Annotated in this window: 24 protein-coding genes; 16 read left to right on the top strand and 8 right to left on the bottom strand. The window is 62.1% G+C overall.

Annotation, left to right across the window (positions count from 1 at the left end; translation table 11 throughout):
- From NKL04_RS11590 to NKL04_RS11575, 4 genes are all read left to right on the top strand, one after another.
- The gene (locus tag NKL04_RS11590; protein WP_023693294.1) at positions 1-777 is read left to right on the top strand and encodes an AAA family ATPase; all 777 of its coding nucleotides are present in this window, start codon (positions 1-3) and stop codon (positions 775-777) included.
- Entirely contained in the window at positions 774-1,295 is a 522-nt protein-coding gene (locus NKL04_RS11585) for a CoA-binding protein (protein ID WP_023669414.1), read from the top strand. Before NKL04_RS11590 ends, NKL04_RS11585 begins: the two co-directional genes overlap by 4 nt.
- A gap of 167 nt (positions 1,296-1,462) precedes the next feature.
- Positions 1,463-2,743 carry an O-acetylhomoserine aminocarboxypropyltransferase gene (locus NKL04_RS11580; RefSeq protein ID WP_023693295.1) on the top strand — a complete coding sequence of 427 codons (1,281 nt, stop codon included), beginning with the start codon at positions 1,463-1,465 and terminating at the stop codon, positions 2,741-2,743.
- A 187-nt stretch (positions 2,744-2,930) separates the two neighbouring features.
- Positions 2,931-3,263 (top strand): cupin domain-containing protein, encoded by a 333-nt coding sequence (locus NKL04_RS11575; protein ID WP_373420123.1) that lies wholly within the window; start codon positions 2,931-2,933, stop codon positions 3,261-3,263.
- 20 nt (positions 3,264-3,283) lie between these two features.
- Here NKL04_RS11575 and NKL04_RS11570 read toward each other — a convergent pair whose 3' ends face one another.
- The 3 genes from NKL04_RS11570 to NKL04_RS11555 form a co-directional block, all read right to left on the bottom strand.
- Positions 3,284-3,811 (bottom strand): type 2 periplasmic-binding domain-containing protein, encoded by a 528-nt coding sequence (locus NKL04_RS11570; RefSeq protein ID WP_280790547.1) that lies wholly within the window; start codon positions 3,809-3,811, stop codon positions 3,284-3,286.
- A 206-nt stretch (positions 3,812-4,017) separates the two neighbouring features.
- Positions 4,018-5,265 (bottom strand): cytochrome P450, encoded by a 1,248-nt coding sequence (locus NKL04_RS11560; RefSeq protein ID WP_023700520.1) that lies wholly within the window; start codon positions 5,263-5,265, stop codon positions 4,018-4,020.
- Positions 5,266-5,372: 107 nt separating this feature from the next.
- Positions 5,373-5,963 (bottom strand): hypothetical protein, encoded by a 591-nt coding sequence (locus NKL04_RS11555; RefSeq protein ID WP_023689466.1) that lies wholly within the window; start codon positions 5,961-5,963, stop codon positions 5,373-5,375.
- Between the two features lie 310 nt (positions 5,964-6,273).
- On the opposite strand from NKL04_RS11555, the gene clpP reads away from it, so the two are divergent.
- The 4 genes from clpP to NKL04_RS11535 all read left to right on the top strand — a co-directional run bounded on the left by clpP (position 6,274) and on the right by NKL04_RS11535 (position 11,627).
- On the top strand, positions 6,274-6,903 hold the full coding sequence (gene clpP, locus NKL04_RS11550) for an ATP-dependent Clp endopeptidase proteolytic subunit ClpP (protein WP_023682306.1): 630 nt from the start codon (positions 6,274-6,276) through the stop codon (positions 6,901-6,903).
- Positions 6,904-7,198: 295 nt separating this feature from the next.
- The gene (gene clpX / locus NKL04_RS11545; protein ID WP_023682305.1) at positions 7,199-8,473 is read left to right on the top strand and encodes an ATP-dependent Clp protease ATP-binding subunit ClpX; all 1,275 of its coding nucleotides are present in this window, start codon (positions 7,199-7,201) and stop codon (positions 8,471-8,473) included.
- A 273-nt stretch (positions 8,474-8,746) separates the two neighbouring features.
- Positions 8,747-11,158, top strand: coding sequence for an endopeptidase La (gene lon / locus NKL04_RS11540; protein WP_023682304.1), 2,412 nt, complete (start codon positions 8,747-8,749; stop codon positions 11,156-11,158).
- A gap of 196 nt (positions 11,159-11,354) precedes the next feature.
- Complete coding sequence (locus tag NKL04_RS11535) at positions 11,355-11,627, top strand: HU family DNA-binding protein (protein WP_023669423.1); 273 nt, start codon at positions 11,355-11,357, stop codon at positions 11,625-11,627.
- 90 nt (positions 11,628-11,717) lie between these two features.
- On the opposite strand, the gene NKL04_RS11530 is transcribed toward NKL04_RS11535, so the two are convergent.
- The gene (locus tag NKL04_RS11530; RefSeq protein ID WP_023669424.1) at positions 11,718-12,740 is read right to left on the bottom strand and encodes an aldo/keto reductase; all 1,023 of its coding nucleotides are present in this window, start codon (positions 12,738-12,740) and stop codon (positions 11,718-11,720) included.
- A 184-nt stretch (positions 12,741-12,924) separates the two neighbouring features.
- On the opposite strand from NKL04_RS11530, the gene NKL04_RS11525 reads away from it, so the two are divergent.
- Both NKL04_RS11525 and NKL04_RS11520 read left to right on the top strand, forming a co-directional pair.
- Complete coding sequence (locus tag NKL04_RS11525; RefSeq protein WP_023689464.1) at positions 12,925-13,491, top strand: SIS domain-containing protein; 567 nt, start codon at positions 12,925-12,927, stop codon at positions 13,489-13,491.
- A gap of 3 nt (positions 13,492-13,494) precedes the next feature.
- Entirely contained in the window at positions 13,495-14,238 is a 744-nt protein-coding gene (locus NKL04_RS11520) for a creatininase family protein (protein WP_023700518.1), read from the top strand.
- A 172-nt stretch (positions 14,239-14,410) separates the two neighbouring features.
- On the opposite strand, the gene NKL04_RS11515 is transcribed toward NKL04_RS11520, so the two are convergent.
- The 3 genes from NKL04_RS11515 to NKL04_RS11505 form a co-directional block, all read right to left on the bottom strand.
- Positions 14,411-15,328 (bottom strand): carbohydrate ABC transporter permease, encoded by a 918-nt coding sequence (locus NKL04_RS11515; protein ID WP_023669427.1) that lies wholly within the window; start codon positions 15,326-15,328, stop codon positions 14,411-14,413.
- Between the two features lie 9 nt (positions 15,329-15,337).
- Complete coding sequence (locus tag NKL04_RS11510) at positions 15,338-16,453, bottom strand: carbohydrate ABC transporter permease (RefSeq protein ID WP_023689462.1); 1,116 nt, start codon at positions 16,451-16,453, stop codon at positions 15,338-15,340.
- Between the two features lie 98 nt (positions 16,454-16,551).
- Positions 16,552-18,216, bottom strand: a complete 1,665-nt coding sequence (locus tag NKL04_RS11505; protein ID WP_023669429.1) for an ABC transporter substrate-binding protein — start codon at positions 18,214-18,216, stop codon at positions 16,552-16,554.
- A 272-nt stretch (positions 18,217-18,488) separates the two neighbouring features.
- On the opposite strand from NKL04_RS11505, the gene NKL04_RS11500 reads away from it, so the two are divergent.
- The 5 genes from NKL04_RS11500 to NKL04_RS11480 all read left to right on the top strand — a co-directional run bounded on the left by NKL04_RS11500 (position 18,489) and on the right by NKL04_RS11480 (position 22,815).
- Positions 18,489-19,544, top strand: a complete 1,056-nt coding sequence (locus NKL04_RS11500) for an ABC transporter ATP-binding protein (RefSeq protein WP_023697414.1) — start codon at positions 18,489-18,491, stop codon at positions 19,542-19,544.
- A gap of 42 nt (positions 19,545-19,586) precedes the next feature.
- Complete coding sequence (locus NKL04_RS11495) at positions 19,587-20,039, top strand: RbsD/FucU family protein (protein ID WP_023669431.1); 453 nt, start codon at positions 19,587-19,589, stop codon at positions 20,037-20,039.
- 4 nt (positions 20,040-20,043) lie between these two features.
- Entirely contained in the window at positions 20,044-20,973 is a 930-nt protein-coding gene (gene rbsK / locus NKL04_RS11490; RefSeq protein WP_023700517.1) for a ribokinase, read from the top strand.
- Between the two features lie 272 nt (positions 20,974-21,245).
- Entirely contained in the window at positions 21,246-22,049 is an 804-nt protein-coding gene (locus NKL04_RS11485; protein ID WP_023700516.1) for an alpha/beta fold hydrolase, read from the top strand.
- A gap of 130 nt (positions 22,050-22,179) precedes the next feature.
- A complete protein-coding gene (locus NKL04_RS11480) occupies positions 22,180-22,815 on the top strand; it encodes an SGNH/GDSL hydrolase family protein (RefSeq protein WP_023700515.1) in 636 nt (211 codons plus the stop codon).
- 61 nt (positions 22,816-22,876) lie between these two features.
- Here the strand turns inward: NKL04_RS11480 and NKL04_RS11475 are convergent, their stop codons facing one another.
- Entirely contained in the window at positions 22,877-23,890 is a 1,014-nt protein-coding gene (locus tag NKL04_RS11475) for an NADP-dependent oxidoreductase (RefSeq protein WP_023700514.1), read from the bottom strand.
- Between the two features lie 92 nt (positions 23,891-23,982).
- Here NKL04_RS11475 and NKL04_RS11470 point away from each other — a divergent pair, with 92 nt between their 5' ends.
- Positions 23,983-24,915 carry a LysR family transcriptional regulator gene (locus tag NKL04_RS11470; protein WP_023700513.1) on the top strand — a complete coding sequence of 311 codons (933 nt, stop codon included), beginning with the start codon at positions 23,983-23,985 and terminating at the stop codon, positions 24,913-24,915.
- Positions 24,916-25,054 lie beyond the last annotated feature (139 nt).

Here is a 25,054-nt window from a genome sequence, read left to right as displayed (position 1 = left end):
ATGGGCTATCGCAAGCAACTGACCCGGCTTAAGGCGCCTTATCTCAAACGCATCCTGATTGACCCCGAGCGCGTGGAAGATTGGGACAAGTATCCCTGGAACCTGCCTCTGTTCCGCGGCCGCGAATTCGAGCTCGAATTCACCACGCCGATCACCATCATTGTCGGCGAAAACGGCACCGGCAAATCGACGCTGCTGGAAGCGATCGGCGCGCTGGCCGGTTACGACGAAGCCGGCGGCGGCAAGGGCTACATGCCCGTCGACCACTCCGGCGCCATCGACGAGAGTGGTGCAGCGCTTGCCGACACGTTGCGCGGCCACTGGCTGCCGAAGGTCACAGCGGGTTGGTTCTTCCGCGCCGAATCTTTTTACTCGGTTGCCCGCTATCTCGATCAGGCGGCGCTGGAATCTGGCGGGGCGCCGCCGGATTTCCTGTCCTGGTCGCATGGTGAAGGGTTCATCCGCTTCTTCGAGGAGCGCTGCCGCCGGCAAGGTATCTACATCCTCGACGAGCCCGAAAGCGCGCTGTCGCCATCGCGGCAGATCGAGCTGCTGAAGATGCTGCGGCGCATGGACCGGTCCGGCACGGCTCAAGTGATCATGGCGACGCACTCGCCGCTGCTGATGGCCTGTCCGGGCGCGCGGCTGTTCCGCATCAGCCGCTTCGGCCTCGACCCCACAGATTTCACCGATACCGATCATTTTCGCATGATGCGCGACTTCTGCACGGACCCGCAGTCCTTTATGGAGGAAGCACTGAGGGAGACCGACGAGTGAATCACGATAGCTACGACAATGCCTATATCGGCGGCATCCTCAATTCTGTGAAGACCATCGCCATGGTCGGCGCGTCGGCCAACGATGTCAGGCCGAGCTTTTTCGTGCTGAAATACCTGCTGGCCAAGGGCTTTTCGGTGTTTCCGATCAATCCGGGGCAGGCCGGCAAGGAAATCCTCGGCCGCATGACCTATGCCAGCCTTGCCGATCTGCCTGAACCGGTCGACATGGTCGACATCTTTCGCGCCTCCGCAGCGGTGCCCGGCATTGTCGATGAGGTGCTGAAGCTCGACCCCTTGCCGAAAGTCGTCTGGATGCAGCTTGGCGTGCGCGATGACGAGGCGGCCGCGCGTGCCGAGGCGGCCGGTATCAAGGTGGTGATGAACCGCTGCCCGAAGATCGAATATGGCAAGCTGTCGGGCGAGATCGGCTGGACCGGCGTCAACTCCGGTGTGCTTTCGTCGAAGAAGCCGCTGATGCGGTCGGGATTCCAGAGTTTCGGTGTGCGCCAGAAGTAAGGCAGTGAATGGTGAATGGTGAATAGAAGGATTTTCCTGGAAGCCGGGTAAAGCCGCATATGAGCGGCTTGCAATCAAGGTGGGACTGGCCGACTTTGCGACCACCATTCATCGCTCACCATTGACCATTTCATCATTCACACGTTTACCGCTCAGGGAGGTTTTCGATGACCCGCACGCCCGGTTTCAACACGCTCGCCGTCCATGCCGGCGCCAAGCCCGACCCGGCGACGGGCGCACGCGCCACGCCGATCTACCAGACGACCTCCTTTGTGTTCGACGATGCCGACCATGCCGCCTCGCTGTTCGGGCTGAAGGCCTTCGGCAACATCTACACCCGCATCATGAACCCGACCCAGGCGGTGCTGGAAGAGCGGATCGCGGCGCTCGAAGGCGGCACGGCTGCACTTGCCGTTGCTTCCGGCCATGCCGCACAGGTGATCGTGTTCCACAATCTCATGCGGCCTGGCGATAATTTCGTCGCCGCCACAAGGCTTTACGGTGGTTCGATCAATCAGTTCGGCCATGCCTTCAAGAATTTCGGCTGGGAGGTGCGTTGGGCCGACACCAACGACGTCTCCACCTTCGAAAGCCAGATAGACGACAAGACCAAGGCGATCTTCATCGAGAGCCTGGCCAATCCCGGCGGCACCTTCGTCGACATAGAGAAAATCGGCGACATCGCCCGCAAGCACGGCTTGCCGCTCATCGTCGACAACACGCTGGCCTCGCCCTATCTGGTGCGGCCGATCGAGCATGGCGCCGACATCGTCGTCCATTCGCTGACCAAGTTCATCGGCGGCCACGGCAATTCGATCGGCGGCGCCATCGTCGATGGCGGCACGTTCGACTGGTCGAAATCCGGCAAATATCCGATGCTGTCGGAGCCGCGCCCCGAATATGGCGGCCTTGTCCTGCACGAAACCTTCGGCAATTTCGCTTTCGCCATCGCCGCGCGCGTGCTTGGCCTGCGTGACATCGGCCCGGCGATTTCGCCGTTCAATGCCTTCCTGATCCTGACCGGGCTGGAGACCTTGCCACTCAGGATGCAGCGCCATTGCGACAATGCGATCACCGTAGCCGGCTGGCTGTCCAACCACCCCAAGGTCGCCTGGGTCAACTATCCCGGCCTGCCCAGCGACAAGAACAACGCGCTGCAGAAGAAATACTCGCCGCAAGGCGCCGGTGCTGTCTTCACCTTCGGCCTGAAGGGCGGCTACGACGCAGGCATCAAGTTCGTCGAGGCGCTCGAACTGTTCTCGCACCTCGCCAATGTCGGCGATACCAAGTCGCTGGTCATCCATCCGGCCTCGACCACGCATCGCCAGCTTTCCGACGAGCAGAAGGTCAAGGCGGGTGCCGGACCGGACACGGTCCGGCTTTCCGTCGGCATCGAGGATGTCAACGACATCGTCGCCGATCTGGAACAGGCTTTGACCAAGGTTTGAATTTTTTTAGTGAGTAGTGAGTAGTGAGTAGTAGTCGGTATTCACTAGTTAGCAGTGATTAGTGATCAGCCACCCGCTCGAGGGAGCGCTTTCCGCTCACTACTCACTACTCACTACTCACTAGTCACTACTCTGCACTACTCACTAGTCACTAATCTGTTGGAGGCAAACCCTGTCCGCGCATTACTTGGCAATATCGACCGACAGCGTCGACGCCGAACATGGCGCCCCGGCGCCGGATCGTCTGATTGCGGGCGATCCGAAGTTCCGCACCTGGAATGTCGAGGAGCGCGATGGCCGCCTCTATGCCGGCATCTGGGAAGCGACGCCGGGCAAATGGCGCATCGAATATGACGAATGGGAGTTCTGCCACATCCTGTCCGGCGTCTCGGTGGTTGCCGAGGATGGCGGCGAGGCGCGCACGGTCCGGGCCGGCGACAGCTTCGTGCTCAGGCCAGGCTTCAGGGGCAGCTGGGAAGTGCTTGAAACGACCCGCAAGGAGTATGTGGTCAAGCTCTGATCTCGCGGCGCGCTTGGACTTCACAAAAGCCGATCGATGTCAGTGTCGGAAAAGCCGTATCCGCTCATCATCTCCCTGTGCCAGGGACTGCCAAGCAAATCACTGAGGCATAAGTCGACGCGCTGGAGCAGGGTGGCACTGCCTTTGGCGAGAGCGAAAGCGCCGGGCGCTGGCTGTTTTTCGACTGCCGGGACGTCGACGACGTCGAGAGGCGCGTCGGGTCGCCGGCTCAGATAGCCGCGATGCGCGAGCGCTACACTCGCATAGGCATGCACCACGCCGGCCGCGACGGCGTTAGCTGCTTCGGCCTGGGTGGCAAATATCCTTAGCCGTTCGGGCTGAATAGCGTTTTGCAGGGCCGTCCGGTGCTGGATCTGGCCCGATATGACGCCGATCAGCGCCGTCCGATCATTGGCGACGGACCGATAGCCATCAAAGGCGCGGGGATTGTCTTTCGCGACCAGCAATCCATCCGCCAGCATCCAGATCGGCCTTGTGAAGTCGACCAGCTTCCGGCGGTCTTCGGAAATGAACAGGCCGGTGGTCATGTCCCACCCCTTCGGCAAGCCCAGGCAGCAGCTCGGCAAACTCGGTCTCGATGGGCAAAAGTTCCAGCCCGAGCGTTAGGCAGACCCTCTTGGCCAGTTGGGCATCGCTGCCGCCCAGACGTCCCGATCCGTCGATAAAGCAGAAGGGGTGGTTCCTGTAGAAAGGCGAATCTCATTTTCTCGGGCATGCGTCGGCTCCGCCGTCCTCACAAGCTCACAGTGAGCTTTTCCAGCCCATGGAAATGATAGGTGTCGCGGAAGCGCGGCTGCTCCGCAAGATGGAGTTGCGGCTGCCGCTCGAACAGGGTTTTCAGCGACACCTGCAACTCCAGCCGCGCCAGCGGCGCACCGATGCAGAAATGGATACCGGCGCCGAACGAGACATTCTTCTGGTCTAGTCGGCCGGGCCGGAAGGCGCCAGGTTCGGCAAAGGCAAGCGGATCATGATTGGCCATGCCGAGCAGCAGGCCGATCGTCTCGCCCGGTTGTACGACAACCCCCGATGTCACCTCGACCTCCTGATAGGCGTAGCGGGTGAACATGTGCAGCGGCGCGTCGAAGCGCAGGCACTCCTCGACCGTTGCAGCGGTTGCTTCCGGCGAGGTGAAGAAACGGCCGGGGTCGCCGCCTTGCGCCAGCAACGTGCGCACGGCGTTGCCGGTTTGATGGACGGTCGCCTCGTGGCCGGCATTGAGCAACAGGATGGCGGACGAGACCAACTCGTTTTCCGACAGCTTCTGGCCATCCTCTTGCGCCACGATCAGCAGCGATAGCAGGTCGTCGCCAGGCTTCTTGCGCCGCTCGGCGACATAGCCGCGCAAAAAGTCGGAAAAATCGCGCGCGGCGCGATTGGCCGCTTGCTCGGTCTCGCGCGTCCGGCCATGCATGTACATGGCCACCATCCGGTGCGACCAGTCGAGCAGTTGCGGCCCCATTTCGACCGGCACACCGAGCATTTCGGCAATGATGGTGATCGGCAAAGGTGCGGCGAAGCTGGGCAATAGATCGACGTGGCGCGGTTCGAAACGGTCGATCAGCTCATTGGCCAGCGCCTCCACGCGCGGCCGCAGCCGCTCGACCTGGCGCGAGACGAAGGCGCGGTTGACCAGGGTTCTGAGCCTGGTGTGCACCGGCGGCTCCAGCTCCAGCATCGAATTGCTCTCGATGCCGTCGAAAGCGGCCAAATGCGAGCGATCCTCGCCGATGCCGCGGCTGTCGGGAATGCCGGCCGGGTTCTGGCGGCCGAAGCGGCGGTCGCGCAACAGCCGGTTGACGTCGTCGAAGCCGCCAAAGCACCAGGAGCCGAATTCCTCCCAGAAGAAGGCATTCGATGCGCCATGCAGGACGGCATAGGCGTCGTAAGGGTTCTGGAAAAACGCCGGTTCGTGCGGGTCGAGCCGCAGGCGGCGCGTGGCTGGATCAAAGGCGAGGTAGGGCGGCATGGATGTGGTCATGCCAGACCATTACCGCGGCTTGCCGGCTTGGTGCCAGACCGGATGTTGGCACCCGACGGCCCTATGGATTGAGCCAACCGAGGCGGACCTCGGCGAAGTACCGAAGTCTAATCCTCGCAATGCCTGGCAATATGCACGCGGCGCCAGCTGGTCGAGCCTTCCTGCACCACCACCCGGCGCGCCATCCTCTGGTATGACGGCGCTATCTGGGTGACGTGCCGCCGCTCGGGCCGCACCAGCACTTCATGGGCGACGCTCTCATATTCGGCCGGCAGCACAACCCGGCGGGTGCGCTCCGGTTCAACCACCACCGTTTCGGCCACACGCGCGTAGCGGGCCTTGCGCCACACCTTGCACAGCACCTTGCGGCCGTGGATGACGCGCCATTCCCAGGCATAGCCGCCATCGTCGACCTGGACCGTGCGGTAAACGGTGCGGGTTCTCGCCGGTACGATGTCATAGGTGACTCGGGGCGGCGCGATCTGCTCGACGCGCTCCATGGTGCCATAGATCGGCGGATCATAGTCGACCAACTGCCCGCCGGGACTGACCATGACGTCTTCATAGACGGTGTCATAGAGCGCCGGCCTGTGCACCGGCTCATAGCATTCGGCGGCCCGGCCGCCGGCAACCGCATCGGACACCATGCCGAGACCGGCAAGGCCGGAGATGGCGAGGCAAGCAGTTTTCCTGATCATGGCACTCCCCCTGTTTGAACCCGAAACGTGAGGTTCAATGTTGAATTGTAGGGGAAGGTTCTCCGGGGGAAAGCGGTTTCGCCGCATTTCGTTAAGCGACGCGGTTAAGGAATTGCTACACCGCAAAAACGCCGCTGGCCGCGTTCGGACTTTCCCTTGCGCGGAAACCTTGATTCGACTTAACCAGATGGCTAGGAGCAGGCGGCCTTGCGCTAGGGTGAGCCGGCATCCTATTTACATTCTAACCATCAAGAACCGATTCTGCCCGATGTTCCGGCGCCGGAATCCCCATCTCCAAAAAGGGTAGTCCATGAAGAACCCCGTCGAAACCTACATGAACCTCGTTCCGATGGTGGTCGAGCAGACCAATCGCGGCGAGCGGGCCTACGACATTTTCTCGCGCCTGCTGAAAGAGCGCATCATTTTCATCACCGGCCCGGTCGAAGACGGTATGGCGACGCTGGTTTGTGCACAGCTTTTGTTCCTCGAGGCCGAGAACCCGAAGAAAGAGATCAATCTCTACATCAACTCGCCGGGCGGCGTGGTGACCTCGGGCATGGCGATCTACGACACCATGCAGTTCATCAAGCCGGCGGTGTCGACGCTGTGCATCGGCCAGGCGGCGTCGATGGGCTCGCTGCTTCTGACCGCCGGCCACAAGGACATGCGTTTTGCCACGCCGAACGCCCGTATCATGGTTCACCAGCCTTCCGGCGGTTTCCAGGGTCAGGCCTCCGACATCGAGCGGCACGCGCAGGACATCATCAAGCTGAAGCGCCGCCTCAACGAGGTCTACGTCAAACACACCGGCAAGAGCTACGAAGACATTGAAAAGACGCTTGACCGCGACCATTTCATGACAGCCGACGAAGCCAAGGATTTCGGCCTCATCGACAAGGTCATTTCGTCGCGCGAGCCGGTCGAAGGCGCTGCGGCATAAGCGCTGCATGGCAGTTGCGTGGCTGGATAACGCGCTTTTGCTGGGATTTGCGGCATTTCGGCCACAATTGGCTGTTCCCTCGGTGGATGGGATTGCCTACGTTAAGGCTATGTTGATTTTCGACGGCTTAGCTTTGTGCAGGGTTGGCGCGAATCATTGCGACGTTTTCTGATTTGTGTTTCGTACGGAATGCGTTGCGGGAGCCGGGACACTGGCGGCGGCGAATTCCCGCGATAGATAGAATATGCGCCCTTTCAGCCAGACCATCGGCGGGCGGCCATGAAAGGACAGGAAAATGAGCAAAGTCGGCAACAACAGCGGTGATTCGAAGAACACGCTTTATTGCTCGTTTTGCGGCAAAAGCCAGCACGAGGTGCGCAAGCTGATCGCCGGCCCAACGGTGTTCATCTGCGACGAGTGCGTGGAGCTGTGCATGGACATCATCCGCGAGGAGAACAAGACCTCGATGGTGAAGTCGCGCGAGGGCGTGCCGACCCCGCAGGAGATCCTGAAGGTTCTCGACGACTATGTCATCGGCCAGCCCTACGCCAAGCGCGTGCTGTCGGTGGCTGTCCACAACCACTACAAGCGCCTGGCGCATGCCGGCAAGAACAACGACGTCGAATTGGCGAAGTCCAACATCCTGCTGATCGGCCCGACCGGCTGCGGCAAGACGCTGCTTGCCCAGACGCTGGCCCGCATCATCGACGTGCCCTTCACCATGGCCGACGCGACGACGCTGACCGAAGCCGGTTACGTCGGCGAGGACGTCGAAAACATCATCCTGAAGCTGCTGCAGTCGGCCGACTACAATGTCGAGCGCGCCCAGCGCGGCATCGTCTACATCGATGAAATCGACAAGATTTCGCGCAAGTCCGACAACCCATCGATCACCCGCGACGTGTCGGGCGAGGGTGTGCAGCAGGCGCTTCTGAAGATCATGGAAGGCACCGTCGCCTCCGTGCCGCCGCAGGGCGGCCGCAAGCATCCGCAGCAGGAGTTCCTGCAGGTCGACACCGCCAACATCCTGTTCATCTGCGGCGGCGCCTTCGCCGGGCTGGACAAGATCATCTCGGATCGCGGCAGGAAGACTTCCATCGGCTTCGGCGCCATCGTCGCTTCGCCCGAGGATCGCCGCACCGGCGACGTGTTCCGCCTGGTCGAGCCCGAGGATCTCTTGAAGTTCGGCCTCATCCCCGAGTTTGTCGGCCGTCTGCCGGTCCTGGCGACGCTGGAAGACCTCGACGAGCCGGCGCTGATCCAGATCCTGACCGAGCCGAAAAACGCGCTGGTCAAGCAGTATCAGCGGCTGTTCGAGATGGAGAGTGTCGACCTGACCTTCCATGAGAATGCGCTGTCGGCGATCGCCAAGCGCGCCATCGAGCGCAAGACCGGCGCCCGTGGCCTCCGCTCGATCATGGAAGCGATCCTGCTCGACACCATGTTCGAACTGCCCGCCCTGGAAGGCGTGCGCGAAGTGGTGATTTCGGAAGAAGTGGTGACCGGCAGCGCCCGGCCGCTCTACATCTATTCCGAGCAGAAGGAAAAGAAGGGCAACGTCAGCGCCTGATCTGGCATCTGGCCTAACCTTTTTATGGAACGGCGCCCGCGGGGCGCCGTTTTGCTGTGGTGAGGTACCGATCCTTGTGACGGAGTGGATGAACGAACGTGTCGACCCTTGATCTTTGCCCCTCGTGCATCCAACTAACATCGGAAGGCCGTGGTGCCGAATTCTGTGCTGTAAAACTCCGGTCACAAACGGTGGTAGGCGGAACGATCCCCGGTCGTTAATATGAGATTCGCGGTTGGCTCAATTAGCGGCCGCGACATGAAAGGTTGGACAATGGCCAAAATATCCAAGGCTCCCAGCGACGGCGTCTTCGCAGTCCTCCCACTGCGCGACATCGTGGTGTTCCCGCACATGATCGTTCCGCTCTTTGTCGGGCGTGAAAAGTCGATCAAGGCGCTGGAAGAGGTTATGGGTCAGGAAAAGCAGATCCTGCTTGCCACCCAGATGAATGCCGCCGATGACGATCCCGAGCCCGATGCGATCTTCGACATCGGCACGCTCGCCAATGTGCTGCAATTGCTGAAGCTGCCCGACGGCACCGTCAAGGTGCTGGTCGAAGGCGCTTCGCGTGCCAAGATCGTCTCGTTCACCGACCGTCCGGACTTCCACGAAGCTACCGCCACGGCGCTGGTCGAGCCGGAGGAGGAAGAGGTCGAGGTCGAGGCGCTCGCCCGTTCGGTCGTCACCGACTTCGAAAACTACGTCAAGCTGAACAAGAAGATCTCGCCTGAAGTGGTGGGTGCCGCCAGCCAGATCGACGACTATTCCAAGCTCGCCGATACGGTTGCTTCGCACCTCGCCATCAAGATCCCCGAGAAGCAGGAGATGCTGGCCACGCTGTCCGTCAAGGAACGGCTGGAAAAGGCGATGGGCTTCATGGAAGCCGAAATCTCCGTCCTGCAGGTGGAGAAGCGCATCCGCTCGCGCGTCAAGCGCCAGATGGAGAAGACGCAGCGCGAATACTACCTCAACGAGCAGATGAAGGCGATCCAGAAGGAACTCGGCGAAGGCGAGGACGGCCGCGACGAGGCCGCCGAGATCGAGGCGCGCATCAAGAAGACCAAGCTCTCCAAGGAGGCCCGCGAAAAGGCGGAAGCCGAGTTGAAGAAGCTGCGGACGATGTCGCCGATGTCGGCGGAATCGACCGTCGTGCGCAACTACCTCGACTGGATCCTGTCGATCCCGTGGGGCAAGAACTCCAAGGTCAAGCAGGACCTGGCGTTTGCGCAGAACGTGCTCGACACCGATCATTTCGGCCTCGACAAGGTCAAGGACCGCATCGTCGAGTATCTCGCCGTGCAAAGCCGCCAGAAGAAGCTGAAGGGGCCGATCCTGTGCCTCGTCGGCCCTCCCGGCGTCGGCAAGACCTCGCTCGGCAAATCGATCGCCAAGGCGACCGGCCGCGAATTTATCCGCATGGCGCTTGGCGGCGTGCGTGACGAGGCCGAGATCCGTGGCCACCGCCGCACCTATATCGGTTCGATGCCCGGCAAGGTCATCCAGTCGATGAAGAAGGCCAAGAAGTCCAACCCGCTCTTCCTGCTCGACGAGATCGACAAGATGGGCCAGGACTTCCGCGGCGATCCGTCATCGGCCTTGCTCGAGGTGCTCGATCCCGAGCAGAACTCGACGTTCATGGACCATTACCTCGAGGTCGAATACGACCTGTCGAGCGTGATGTTCGTGACGACGGCGAACACGCTGAACATCCCTGCGCCCCTGATGGACCGCATGGAGATCATCCGTATCGCCGGCTACACCGAGGACGAGAAGATCGAGATCGCCAAGCGTCACCTGATGCCCAAGGTGATCCGCGACCATGCCCTGCAGCCGAAGGAATTCTCCGTCGGCGAAGACGCGATCCGCGGCATCATCCAGACCTACACCCGTGAAGCGGGCGTCAGAAGCCTGGAGCGCGAGCTGATGAAGCTCGGGCGCAAGGCGGTGACCGAGATCCTGAAGACGAAGAAGAAGACGGTGAGCATCACGGCGGCGAACCTCGCTGATTACCTCGGTGTTCCGCGCTTCCGCTTCGGCCAGGTCGAGGCTGACGATCAGGTCGGTGTCGTCACCGGTCTTGCCTGGACGGAAGTCGGCGGCGAGCTGCTGACGGTCGAAGGCGTCATGATGCCCGGCAAGGGCCGCATGACGGTGACCGGCAATCTGCGCGACGTGATGAAGGAATCGATCTCGGCGGCGGCCTCTTATGTCCGCTCGCGGGCCATCGATTTCGGCATCGAGCCGCCGCTGTTCGACAAGCGTGACATCCACGTCCACTTGCCCGAAGGCGCCACGCCGAAGGACGGTCCGTCTGCAGGTGCTGCCATGGCGACGGCCATCGTATCTGTCATGACTGGTATTCCGGTCCGGGCCGATGTGGCGATGACTGGCGAGATAACGCTTCGCGGCCGCATCTTGCCGATCGGCGGCCTCAAGGAGAAACTGCTCGCCGCACTGCGCGGCGGCATCAAGAAGGTGCTGATCCCGGAAGACAACGCCAAGGATCTGGCGGAGATACCGGACAATGTGAAGAACGGTATGGAGATCATTCCGGTCTCACGTGTCGGCGAGGTTCTGAGGCACGCGCTGGTGCGCATGCCGGAGCCAATCGAGTGGGTCGAGCCAGTCAATCCGCCGGCTTCCACCGATACCGTTGACGATGCTGGAAAGTCGCTTGCACATTAGAAACTACTAAAGTTGCAGTGCACAAAGAGAGAGCCGGGCCTTGAGCCCGGCTTTTTCATGTGAAAAACCCACCATTTCCGGGCTTTTTTCAACTTTTTTCCGGCTTTTTGACTTGGGTTTGCGAGCGCTTCTTTCTAAAGTCCCTCTCCTGCCGGATGAGTCGAAAGTTCCGGTTTTCTCATGGAAGGGAATTTTTATGAACAAGAACGAACTGGTTTCCGCTGTCGCTGAATCCGCGAGCATTTCGAAGGGTGACGCACAGTCGGCGGTTGAGGCGGTGTTCTCCGTCATCACTGGCGAACTGAAGAAGGGCGGCGATGTACGGCTCGTCGGCTTCGGAAATTTCACCGTCTCCAAGCGTGCGGCATCGACTGGCCGCAACCCGCAGACTGGCGCGGAAGTGAAGATTCCGGCGCGTACCGTGCCGAAGTTCTCGGCCGGCAAAGGCCTCAAGGACGCGGTCAACTAAAAATTTTTCAGAGAATGTTGAAAAGCCGGGTTCGCCCGGCTTTTCTTTTGCCTCGATGGCGGCAGGCCGTCAGCCCGCTGAGGCGAGCCTTCAGCCCACCGGCGCATCCGCGCGCATCAGGCCTTCCTGCTTGAGGTCCGCCCACAGCGCCGCAGGCAGCTTGGCATCGAGCAGGGCGCGGTTGCTTTCGACTTCACTCGGCCGCTGGCCGCCGGGGATGACCGACACCACGGAAGGGTGCAGCAGCGGAAACTGCAGCGCCGCCTCGATCAGCCTGACGCCATGGCGCTGGCAGACGGCCTCGATGCGCCCGACGCGATCCATGATGTCCCTTGGCGCCTCGGAGTAATTGTAATAGGCGCCTGGCTTCGGCCCGGTCGCCAGGATGCCGGAATTGTAAGGACCGCCGAGAACGATGCCGATGCCGCGTTGCTCACAGAGCGGCAGGAAGGTGGCAAGCGCTTCCTGTTCCAGCAGCGTGTAGCGCCCGGCCAGCAGGAACAGGTCGAAGTCGCCACGCTCCGCCAGCGTCTGGCAAACCTCCCATTCGTTGATGCCGCCGCCGAAGGCCTTGATCACGCCCTGGTCGCGCAGCGCAACCAGTCCGTTGTAGCCCGAGGCCATGAATTCCTCGATGCGCTGGTCTGACGCCTCCTTGCTGCCATGGGTGAAGATGTCGAGGTCATGGACGAAAAGGATGTCGATGCGGTCGACGCCAAGCCGTTCCAGCGACGCCTCGAACGAGCGCATGACGCCGTCGTAGCTGTAGTCGTAGACCTCCTTGCGCGTCGGTGTGTCGAAGAACTTGCCGATGCCGGTTCGTTCCTCCGGCGGGCAGGCGCGCAACAGGCGACCGACCTTGCTCGACAGCACATAATCGTCGCGCTTCCTGCCGCGCAGGAAGGCATTGAGCCGTGTTTCGGCAAGGCCCAGGCCATAGAGCGGCGCGGTGTCGTAGTAACGGCAGCCGGTCGCCCACGCCGCCTCCAGCGTGGCGTTGGCATCCGCGTCGGGGACGGCGCGGTAAAGGTTGCCGAGCGGCGCGCTGCCGAAGCCAAGCTCGGTGAAGTCGAGGCCGCCATTGCCGATGCGGTCGAAATGCCGTGTCTTCATGTCGTGCTGATTTCCTGGATTGATTGTCTGACATGACACTATCACGCCGCTGGCTCAGCAAAAGCCGCCATGGCCGTTGGACAGGCATTTTCGCGGTGATAGCATGAACAAAAACAAGCCTTTTTCCGAAAGCGCGCAACCCGAAATCACCGGCCACAAACCCAGCCGGACAGATGGGACTCTCATGACGAATGCCGGCTCGGATATGTTTTCGACCGCCCTGCAAGAGCTGGGCGCCGTACTGGCGCGCGTCGACGAAGCCGGCATCGACACCGCCTGCGAAACCCTGGCCCGCGCGCAAAAGATCGTCGTCTATGGCTGCGGCCGCGAGGCGTTGCAGCTCAAGGGTTTCGCCATGCGCCTCTATCACCTTGGCCTTGAGGTGTCGGTGGTCGGCGACATGAACACGCCACCGCTTCGCCCAGCCGATGTCTTCCTGGTCAGTTCCGGCCCGGGCGAGACGACGACGGTGCTTACCTTGATGCAAGTCGCCCGCCAGGCCGGCGCCACCGTGCTTTTGCTCACCGCCGAGGCAGGCAGTAGTGCGGTCGCGCTTGCCGACTTCACCTTGCTGATCCCGGCGCAGACCATGGCGCGTGACCAGGGGCCACAAAAGACATCGCTGCTGCCGATGGGCTCGGTCTTCGAAGGGGCGCTGTTCCTGCTGTTCGAGGTGATGGTGCTGAAGCTCAAGGCGCTGACCGGCCAGTCGTCCGAGGCCATGCGCACCCGCCACACCAACATGGAATAGATCATGCGCTACGAACTGATGTTGCCGCACCAGATCCGCAAGGCGATCGCCGAGAACTGGCCGGTCGCTCTCCCGCTCGGCGTGCTCGAATATCACGGCGAGCACATGGCCGTCGGCATGGACACGCTGGCCGTCGTCAAGACGCTGGAGCTCTACGAGAAGGAGGCCGACATCGTCATCCTGCCGGCTTTCTACTACGGTGCGGCGAGCTATGTGGTGGCAGCACCTGAAGGCAACGGCTCGGTGCAGGTCGGCGGCAACCAGCTGGCGCCGTTCGCCGAAGAATTGTTCTACAGCCTGCTGCGCATCGGCTTTCGTAACATCAACGCCATCATCCACCACCAGACCGAGAACTTTGCCGCCGGCATGCCGACCGATCTCGCCTTCAAGGCCGCCGGCCGCCAGGCGATTTTCCGCTTCCTCGAGAAGCAGCGCGGCGAGGGCTGGTGGGGCTCAGACGAGATGGCCGATTATTATGCCGGGCACGCCGCCGGCGAGAATTTCTTCAACTGGGTGCAGGTGCACCCGCTAATGTCGGCTGCCATGAACGGGAAGTATCCGTTCGATCACGCCGGCATCGGCGAGACGTCGCTGATGCTGGCGCTGTGTCCGGAAGCGGTCGATGCAGGGCATTTCGCGGACAACACGAGCTGGTACACGGCGAGCGCGCCGGAGGCTTCTGCGGAGTTGGGGCAGAAAGGCGTTGAGATGATCCTGGATCATCTCAGGTCGATATTGGGGCGCTAGCGGGGGTTCTTCCTTCTCCCCTTGTGGGAGAAGGTGGCCTCGCGAAGCGAGGTCGGATGAGGGGTGTTCCAGGGAACGCCAACGTCTCACTCCGCTGGAACACCCCTCATCCGTCTCGGCGCTGCGCGCCGATCCACCTTCTCCCACAAGGGGAGAAGGAGAAGAGGGCGCCCTACTTCACCGCGCCCGCCGTCATGCCCATGATCAGATACCGCTCAAGCGCAATCCCGATGACCGCCAGCGGTGCGATCGCGGCGGTGGCAAGCGCCGCCATCGACCACCAGTTGATGCCTTGCGAGCCGGTCTGGCTCGCCACCATGACCGGGATGGTCTTGGCGTCGGTCGAGGTCAGCAGCGCGGCGAAAAAATACTCGTTCCAGCACAGCACCATCGCCAGGATGAAAGCGGCGACCATGCCCGGCAGCGCAATCGGCATGACGATGCGGAAAAAAGCGCCCCAGATCGAGAGGCCGTCGACCAGCGCTGCCTCCTCGAGCTCGACCGGGATCGAGTTGAACTGGTCGCGCATGATCCAGATGACGATCGGCAGCACCATCAGCGTGTAGAGCAGGATCAGGCCGATGCGTGTGTCGAGCAGACCGACTTCCCGGTAGAGCACCAGGAAGGGCAGGGCCAGCACCACCGGCGGCAGGATCAGCTGCGACAGGAAGAAGAAGGAGATGTCCTCGTTCTTGAACCAGGCGAACTGATAGCGGTAGCGGGTCAGCCCATAGGCGGCGAGGCTGCCGATGACGATGGCGAGGCTCGACGCGCCGACCGAGGTGATGACCGAATTCATGAAGCGCTTGAAAAACTCCTCGCGCACCGTCGAGGTCTGGAAGATCGAATCCGGCGACAGGCCGAGCGAGCGCCAGCCCTTCCAGTCCGGCTGGAAGTCGACGAACGGGATGAGGTGTCCTTGCGTGACGTCGACCGCGGTCTTGAACGAGGTGGTGATGGTCCAGTAGATCGGGAACAGGCAGATGAAGGCCCAGAACGCCAGCGCGCCATAGATGAAGATGCGATTGGCCAGAAAACCCAGCGGTGAGCGGATTTCCGAGGCAGCATAGTCGGTGGTCTGGACGCTCATTGTGCCTCGTCAGTTCACGTTGCGCACGAAGCGATTGGCGAATTTCAACAGCCAGGTCACGAACACGACGATGATGACGAGATAGGCCATCGCCAGCATGGTGCCGTAGCCGACATTCGAGCGGTCGCGGTATTCGCGGTAGATGAAGCTCGACACCGAATCGGTGGCGCCGCCAGGCCCGCCGGAGGTCACGGTGATGATGATGTCGGCGAGCTTCAACTTGAAGATGATGCGCAGGATCACCGCCGTGACCGACACCGGCAGCATCAGCGGGAAGGTGACCTGCCAGAAAGTCTGCCAGGGCGTGGCGCCATCGACGCGCGCCGCTTCCAGCACGTCGCGCGACATCGCCTGCAGGCCGGCAAGCAGCATGATCATCATGAACGGGATGAAGGTCCAGGCGTCGAGCACCATGATCGAGATGCGGGCGGTGATCGGGTTGGAGAAGAAGGCGGGGTTCTCCCAGCCGAGATGGCGCGCCAGCGTCGCCGCCGGCCCGAAACGGTACTCCATCAGCGATTTGCCGATCATCCAGGATACCGCGACCGGCGACAGCATCAGCGGCATCAGGAAGACGACTCGGAAGAATTTGCGCGCCCGGATCTGCGCGTTGAGCAGCAGCGCCAGGCCGAAGGCAATCACATACTCAACCAGCACGGCGAGCACATAAAGCACCATGTTGAACAGCGCGTTGCGGTAGTAGGGATCGGCCAGCATCTGCCAGAAATTGTCGAGCCCGTTGAACTTGCGGCCGGAAAAGGACGACAGGTTCCAGTCGGTCAGCGCGATATAGAAGCCGAACAGCGTCGGGAAGATCACCATGGCGATGGTGAACAGCAGCGCCGGCAGCAGGAACAGCGCGCGCTGGCCGTCCTCGCCGCGCGTCAGCACCTGGCCGATGCCGAGCGCCACGCCCCACAGAACATAGGCGTAGACGATCGGACGCCAGGTCTCGAAGCCGAGCGTGGTGATCTCGTTCTTGTAGAGGATCTCAAACGCGATCACCGCCAGCAGGCCAAGCGTGGCGGCCGCCATCAGGGCAAAACCCGCCCGCTTGCGGGCCGGCGAGATCAGATCGGCTGGGCCGGCGTTGGCCGGCCATGCATTGGTGGTCTGGTCTGCCACGCGTCCCCGTCCGTTTAAAAAATCAAGCCTGCGACCGGCCCGAGCCGGTCAGGTCCGGCGGCTTGCACCGCCGGACCTGTTGTCACGATAGGATCAGCCTACACGCCGAGCGAGGCCTTGTAGAGCTTGATCTGGTTTTCGCGGCCGATCTGGTCGGTCAGCTTCTCCCAGGCCGCGGCAATGGCGTCGGCGCCTTCCTGCGCCTTCATCTTGCCGGCGAATGTGTTGGCCAGAATGTCCTCGGCAGCCGAATAATACTGGAAGATGCCGGGGATGCGCGGCTCGATCGCCGCGTTCGGATGGTTGTAGCTGTCGGCTTCCGACTTCAGATACGAGGTGATGAACGCCTCGTCGTAGCCTGCCGCCACCCATTCGGGAATGTCGAAATGCGAGTTGCGGTAGGGCTGGAAGCCGGACGGATACATCGCCGTCCAGATCGACAGGTCCTTGCCGCCGAGATGAGCGGCGGCCGACCATGCCGCTTTTTTCTTCTTTTCGTCAGTATCGACGCGGGCCATGACGTAGACGCCCCAGCCGAGATAGGCGCAGTTCGGCGCATAGTTCGGGCCGCTGGCGAGTTTGTCCCAAGCGCCGGTCTTGGCATTGTAGACGTCGTCGGACCCCGGCAGGATCGAGAAGCCGGTGACGTCGCCGATGACCGAGCTATCATTGGTCTTGACGTTGGAGCCGACGTCGCCCCACCAGGTGACCATCGAACCGGTGCCGGCCAGGAACTGCTGGAAGGCTGTCGTGTTCGGGTCGGCGTTGATCTGGTCGGCGGGCTCCGACGGCAGCGCGTCGATGACGTCCTGGATGGCGCGCACCCAGGCCGGATTGTTGATGCGCGGCTTCATCGTGTCGGCATCGAACAGCCAGGCCTTGTCGTCGGGATGCTTGGCATAGGCGGTGGCGCGGCTGCCGAGGAAGTAGAAGCCGAAACCGCCCCAGGCCTTGGGCGCATCGAGATAGCCGAAGACGTCCTGGTCCTTGAACTTCTTGCCCTTGAGGAATTTTGTGACGGCCTGGACTTCCTGCCAGGTCTTCGGCACACCCCATTCGGTGGCCGCGCCGCCGTCCTTCCACGCCTTGGCGAGGTCGGCATCGGCAAAAACGTCGGTGCGGTAATTGAAGTTGTGCGCATCGCCATCGACGGTGATCCGGTACTGCTTGCCGTCCCAGGTGCCGACCGGCGGCTGCAGATAGGCCACGACATCCTTCATGTCGATCTGCTCTTTGACCCAGTCGGGCATCTCGGACGTCAGGCCCTTGCCGCAGACATCGCCTTCGAAGGGCGCGCCCATCTCGATGATGTCGAAGTCGACGGTGCCGGTGGCGATCGACTGCTGCAGGCGGGCATTGTAGTCGGCCTGCGCCAGGTCGATCCAGCTGATCTTGGCGCCGGTATAGGCCTCCCACGGCTTCAGGAAGCCGCGGAACAGCACATTGTGCAGGTTCTGGTTGTTGAGGCCCATGAAGGTGAGCTCGACGCCGGCGAATTCGCCTTCCTTGACGTTGGCCTTGGTGGCTTCCAGGCAGAGTTCGCCGACCTTCTGGAAATCGGCATCCGTCGGCTGACCCTTGCCGACGCCGGGGATCTGCAGAATTTTGGAGCGTAGCTCGCTGGCGGCTTCAGCCGGGCGGGTGAAAGCGCCGAGCCCAGCGCCCGATGCGGCGGCGATCGCGGCCATCGAGGCCGCGCCTTTGAGTATGTCACGCCGGGTGGCACCCGCGCGGACGAGTTTTTCGTACAGACCGACTCTCATCTATTCCTCCCAGAACAACAGTCGTGAATTAAATGCCAATCCCTCCGACGCCGAAACGTCGGCGGTTCTCCTTTATCATACGGGGACGTGGGACCCCACCCTGCGTCGCCTGGAGCTCCGATTTTCGGATAAAAATCCGACTGCCGGATTGGCAACAGCTAATATTTGCGTAATCGATTACCTTGTCAACACGAATGGCTTTTTATCGATAACATACCGACTTGCCCTTGCCGTTGGCAATGGCTAGCTTCACCGCGAGAAAAGGGGGGACGATGGCTCAAGTCGCGATCAGCAATGTGGCCAAGGCGTTCGGAACCGTCAAGGTCCTGCACGAGGTCAGCGTCGATATCGCCGATGGCCAGTTCGTGGTGTTGGTAGGCCCGTCGGGCTGCGGCAAGTCCACGCTGCTCAGGATGGTGGCCGGGCTGGAGACCGTCTCCGGCGGCACGATCGCCATTGGCGAGCGCATCGTCAACAATCTGCCGCCGGCCAAGCGCGACATCGCCATGGTGTTCCAGAACTACGCGCTCTATCCGCACAAGACGGTGGAGCAGAACATGGCGTTTGCGCTGAAGCTGCGCAAGACCGATCCGGCCGTGGTCGCCGAGCGGGTCAAGCGCGCCGCCGACATTCTCGACCTCAATCCGTACCTGAAACGTTATCCGCGCCAGCTCTCCGGTGGCCAGCGCCAGCGCGTCGCCATGGGCCGCGCCATCGTGCGCAATCCGCAGGTCTTCCTGTTCGACGAGCCGCTCTCCAATCTCGACGCCAAGCTGCGCGTGCAGATGCGCACCGAGATCAAGGAACTGCACCAGCGGCTGAAGACCACCACCATCTACGTCACCCACGACCAGATCGAGGCCATGACCATGGCCGACAAGATCGTCGTCATGCGCGATGGCCGTATCGAGCAGGTCGGCGCGCCATTGGAATTGTTCGACCGGCCGGCCAATCTGTTTGTCGCCGGCTTCATCGGCTCGCCGTCGATGAACCTGCTCAAAGGCGTGGTGCGCAAGGGCGACAAGGTCGAGATAGCAGGCACGCTGTTCCCGATTGCTGCCGGCAGCGCCGCCAAGGAGGGCCAGGCCGTGGTCTATGGCGTGCGGCCCGAGCATCTCGAAATCCATCCCGACGGCGTGCCGGCAAAGATCTCGGTGGTCGAACCCACGGGTTCCGAAACGCTGGTCTTCGTGCGCTTCGGCGACAGCGGCGAGATGGTGGCGCTGTTTCGCGAGCGCCACGACTTCAAGCCCGGCGACACGCTCAATCTCAAGCCGCGCCTCGACCAGGTCCATCTCTTCGACGCCGAGACCGGCAACCGGCTCTGATTTCCAATCGACTTTGACCAAACCTGTTTGACGAGGACTGCCATGCTCAAAGGGATCAACCCATTGCTCAATGCCGATGTGCTCCAGGCGCTCAGGGCAATGGGACACGGCGACGATCTGATCATCGCCGACACCAATTTCCCCGCCGATTCGGTGGCAAAGCAGACCGTGCTCGGCAAGCTGCTGCACATCGACGCCTCGGCGGCCGATGTGGTCAAGGCGGTGCTGTCGCTCTATCCGCTGGACACTTTCGTCGACGATGCGGCCGCGCGCATGGAGATCGTCGGCAAGCCGGACGAGATCCCGCCGGTGCAAAAAGAGGTGCAAAAGGAGATCGACAAGGCCGAGGGCAAGGCCTGGCCGATGATCTCGGTCGAGCGCTACGCCTTCTACGAGCGCGCCAAGAAAGCCTATTGCGTCATCCAGACCGGCGAGCGCCGCTTCTATGGCTGCTTCGCCTTTCGCAAGGGCGTCGTGCCGCCGGACGCCGAGTAGGGCCATGGCGTCGGGCAAACCTGTCGTCATTCTGGGCGTTTTCGTCGCCGACACCGCTTACCGGGCCAATCGACAGCCGCGCATGGGTGAAACCATTCTTGGTAATTCCTTCAAGCTGGGACCTGGCGGCAAGGGCTCGAACCAGGCGGTGGCGGCAGGCAAGCTCGGCGCCGACATCACTTTCCTGACCCGGCTTGGCGTCGATGCTTTCGCCGACATGGCCAAGGCGACCTGGGCAGAGGCGGGCGTGAAATCCGCCGTCATCGACACGCCGCAAAGCTATACCGGCGCGGCCTATATCTTCATCGAGGAGACGACCGGCAACAACGCCATCATCGTCAGCCCGGGTGCGGCGATGCTGATCTCGTCTGAAGACATCGAGGCCAATGCCGGCCTGATCCGTGGAGCCGGCGTCTTCGTCACCCAGCTCGAACAGCCGATCGACGCGGCACTGCGCGCACTCGAGATCGCGCGCGGGGCAGGGGTGACCACCATTCTCAATCCGGCGCCCGCGGCCAAGCTGCCGGACCGCATCTACACGCTGTGCGACTATGTGACCCCCAACGAAACCGAGGCCGAGGAACTGACCGGCATCAAGGTTTCTTCGATCGACGACGCTCGCCGCGCCGCCGACAGCCTGCTCAAAAAAGGCGTCGGCTCGGTCATCATCACGCTCGGCGAAAAAGGCGCGCTGCTGCACACGGCCGCTCGGTCCGACCATGTCCCGGTGGTCAATGCCGGCCCGGTGGTCGAAACCACCGGTGCGGGCGATGCCTTCAATGGCGGCCTGGCCGCCGCACTCGCCAAAGGCGTGGAGCCGCTGCAAGCCGTCCGCTTCGCCTGCGCCGTCGCCGGCATTTCGGTGACGCGGCCGGGTACGGCGCCATCCATGCCGACGCTGCATGAGGTCGAGGCGCTGCTGGCCAAGGGGTGACGTCGTTGCGGGAGAGATCGAATTCAGATCCGACCGGATCTGAATTGCCTCATGCAAGATCATGATTCTAGACGATTATGCCACATTTCTCCTGAGGAGAAATGGCGCGAGTGACGGGGCTCGAACCCGCGACCTCCGGCGTGACAGGCCGGCGAAAACGCCTGATTAATCAACGACTGATTCAATTCCTTACGCTCTCGAATTTGCGGGAAAAAGCGCGAAATTGAAACTTGCCTATCAGAACTCCTCGTCAACTCCGCGAGGTATTCACTTTGATCGACGCCTCCGCTGCTGCCAGCCTAGCGGTTGGACCGGGACAGACTGCTCCCGGCGACTTCTGGATCGGCTGGAGACGGCAGATCGATGCGCTCGCTTCCGCCGGATTCCGGGTCATCGTTCCCGACCAGAGGGGCTACAACACCAGTGACAAGCCGAAAGCCATCCGTGAATACACGCTCCCCAAGCTCGTCGGCGATGTCGTTGCCATCGCCGACGCGCTCGGCATCGGAAGGTTTCACCTCGTCGGTCATGACTGGGGCGGTATCGTCGCCTGGGCCGCAGGCGCAAAGCTGCCGCACCGCCTGGAAAGGCTCGTCATCCTGAACGCGCCCCATCCCGAGGTGCTGCTTGCCCATTCCTTGCGATCTCCGACCCAGTTCCTGCGGAGCAGCTATGCGGCCTTCTTCCAGTTCCCCTTGCTGCCGGAGGCTTTTCTGGGGGCGGGGCGCTCGGCTCTGCTGGCACGGGCGCTCATCAAATCCAGCCGAACAGATGCCTTCACGGCGGAGGAAATCGCAGAGTATCGGCAGGCCTGGGAACGGCCGGGGGCGCTGACCGGCATGCTCAACTGGTATCGGGCGCTGCGCTTCCGCCCAAGCCTGAAGGAGCGGATCACGACGCCGACCCTTGTGCTGTGGGGGATGCAGGACCAAGCTCTGGAATATGGCCTGGCCGAGCGCAGTCTGGCCCTTTGCAACGATCGGGGCCTGCAGACGTTCGAGAAGGCGACGCATTGGGTACAGCGCGAAGAGGCCAGCGCGGTGAATGCCGCGCTTCTGGCGTTCCTGGACGGCTGAGATGCCGTTCCGTTCTGTAGGTGGCCTGATTCGCCGTGATCTCCTGACCGTGCTCGCTGCCGCGGTCACAACCCACCACCTTACCTCCTCTGCTGATGCAGCATTGGCAGAGGCCTCAACGGAGCATCCGATGCCACACGTCGTCCTTCTCGGGGATTCGATCTTTGACAACGCTGCCTATGTCGCGCACGGGCCCGACGTAGTGCGGCAGCTGCGGGAGCGGTTGCCGGAGGGGTGGCGTGCAACGCTAAACGCCGTCGACGGCGCCGTCACAAGCGGCGTCGAGCGGCAGCTTGAACGGCTCCCCCAGGATGCTAGCCATCTTGTCGTCAGCGTCGGTGGCAATGATGCTCTTCGTCATGCAGGGATTCTGGAGCAGGGGGCCTGTTCGGTGGCCGAGGTTCTGGACAGGATCAGCGATATCCGGGAGGAATTCGAGCACGACTACTGTACGATGCTCGAGGGGGCGCTGGGCCAAAACCTACCCACCGCTGTCTGCACGATCTACGAGGCGCGCTTTCCCGACCAACAGCGTCGTAGACTTGCCGCAACTGCCCTGACGGTCCTCAACGACGTCATCACCCGGGCGGCGTTCTCGCGCGGTTTGCCGCTCGTCGACCTGCGCTTGGTATCGAATGAGGACGCGGACTTCGCCAATCCTATCGAACCGTCAGTGCAAGGCGGCGCGAAGATCGCGGCAGCCATCGCGGCACTTGTAGTCGAGCACGATTCAGCCGGACGTCGGTCGGTGGTCTTCGTCGGCTAAACGGCGTAATCCCGCCCGATCGTCTGCACTCCCGATGGTCGGTCGGACTGAAAGCAACAATTCAGACGGCCAGCACGATCTTGCCTTGAATACTGCCGTCGGCGGCGCGCTCATGTGCGCGCGATGCCTCGGCCAGCGGGAATGTGCTGTCGATGACGACACGCACAAGGCCGTCGTCGAGCAGGCGGGCGGCTTTTGCCAACTGCGCGCCATTGGATCGAACCTGTGTGGATGAGACCGTGATCCCCAGCCTCTCTGTCTCTTCGTGACCAGCGAAGCCCAGTGGGTTGACCAGGAACAGCGCGCCGCCCGGCTTCAGAACATGGAAGAAGCGCTCCATGTCCGCGCCGCCCACCGCGTCGAGGACAAGGTCGACGTCTCGGACGACATCTTCCGCCGCGGTTGTCTTGTAGTCGATGAATTGATCCACGCCGAGATCGCGCATCAGCGCCTCGTTCTTGGCCGATGTCACCGCGATGACGCGCGCGCCCCGCCATTTCGCCAACTGGACGGCCAGATGCCCGACACCGCCTCCGGCACCATTGATGAGCACCGTCTTGCCGTCGAGGGGCACCGGCTCATGCGGTAAGGGCTGGAACGGATTCGGCTCGTCGTGGCCGAGTTCGATCAAGAACTGCCATGCCGTCAGAAGCGACATCGGCGCACCAGCCGCATGAATATGGTCGATGCCGGCTGGTTTCAACGCAACATGCGATGCCGGCACACTGACATAATGCGCGTAGGCATTGCTACCCGTCATCAAGTTATCGGGGAAGCGAACCATTGCGTAGACCTCGTCCCCGATGCTGAACTCAGCGACGTCAGCGCCAACCGCTTCAATGACGCCCGACACGTCCGTGCCGAGAATCAGTGGGAAGGACGCGTTGGGTCGCCATTCTGGCGGCAATGCGCGATAGCCATCCCGCAGATACCAGTCGGGCGGATTAAGCCCGGCCGCCTGGACTCGGACAAGCACCTCGCCGGGCTTCACACCCGGCCTAGGCGCGTCTTCGTACACCAGCATCTCGGGACCACCGAATGCGTGCAGACGGACTGCCTTCATCTTATCGCTCATTGGTGAAATCTCCGCTCATCCATGTCATTGGAGCGAATCTAGCGGCATGACCGCCGGTTGATAATCGGTGCCGATGGCGGTTAAGTAATGCCATGGCGGAACATATCACTTTGGATCGGCTCACTGGCATCATCGCCTTCGCGCGTGCGGGATCGCTGGGCAGCTACACGGCAGCGGCGCGCGCGCTGTCGATTTCCCCGTCGGCGGTCAGCAAGAGCGTCCAGCGGCTCGAGCGGCATTTAGGAGTGTCGCTGTTTACCCGTACAACGCGCTCGCTCACCTTCACGCCCGAAGGGCGCGACCTGCATGAGCGCGCGCTGCGTCTGCTACGCGAGGCGGAGGAAATCGAGCAGGCGGCAATGACCGCGCGCTCCGAACCATCGGGCACGTTGCGCGTGGCCGCGTCGCTGCCGATCGGACTCCACCTGATTGCTCCGGCTTTACCGGCTTTCCGTCGGCTCCATCCGAACCTGATCGTCGATCTCAGGCTGGGTGACCAGTTGGTGGACATGATCGAGGAAGGGATCGATGTCGCCATACGCATCGGTGATCTGGCTGACACCCGGCTACTATCACGCAAGCTCGCACCCCATCGGCTTTGCTGCTTCGCCTCGCCAGCCTATCTCGAGGAACGCGGCACACCGACCCATCCCGATCACCTGGAAGGGCACGACACCGTCAACCTTCGATATCAGAGCACAGGCCAGGCCTTTCGCTGGCCCTTCCGGATTGGCGACCGTGAAATCGAGATCGTGCCCAATTCCGGTGTGGTCGCCGATGCGAGCGATGCCGTGCTCATCATGCTGGCAGCCGGCGGTGGGATAGGCATAGGCGCCTCCTTCATGGCGGCTCCCTATGTGAAGCGCGGCGAACTGGTCCCAGTGCTGTCCACGTTCGCGGTCGAGCGAAACAATGTCACCGTGCTCTGGCCGGCAAGCCGACGCGCCAACCCCGCCGTGCGCGCCTTTCTGACCATGCTCGACGCCGCTTTCACTCGGCGAATGGCAGCTTCAAGCATCGACTGATCTGGCGCGGAAGGGTCGCTAAAGGGCGAAAGCGGTCAATCCTGCTGATTGGCTGAACGGCAGCTATTCCGGGCACAACGTCCAAAAGCTGCTATTCCGTTTCGGCCCCACTACAGGCCGCCCCTCCTCGTCGAATAGC

Source organism: Mesorhizobium sp. C264A (genome assembly GCF_040324515.1).
Classification (GTDB): domain Bacteria; phylum Pseudomonadota; class Alphaproteobacteria; order Rhizobiales; family Rhizobiaceae; genus Mesorhizobium.
Note: the sequence above shows the minus strand (reverse complement) of the source record. Positions and strands in the feature narration are given on the sequence as shown.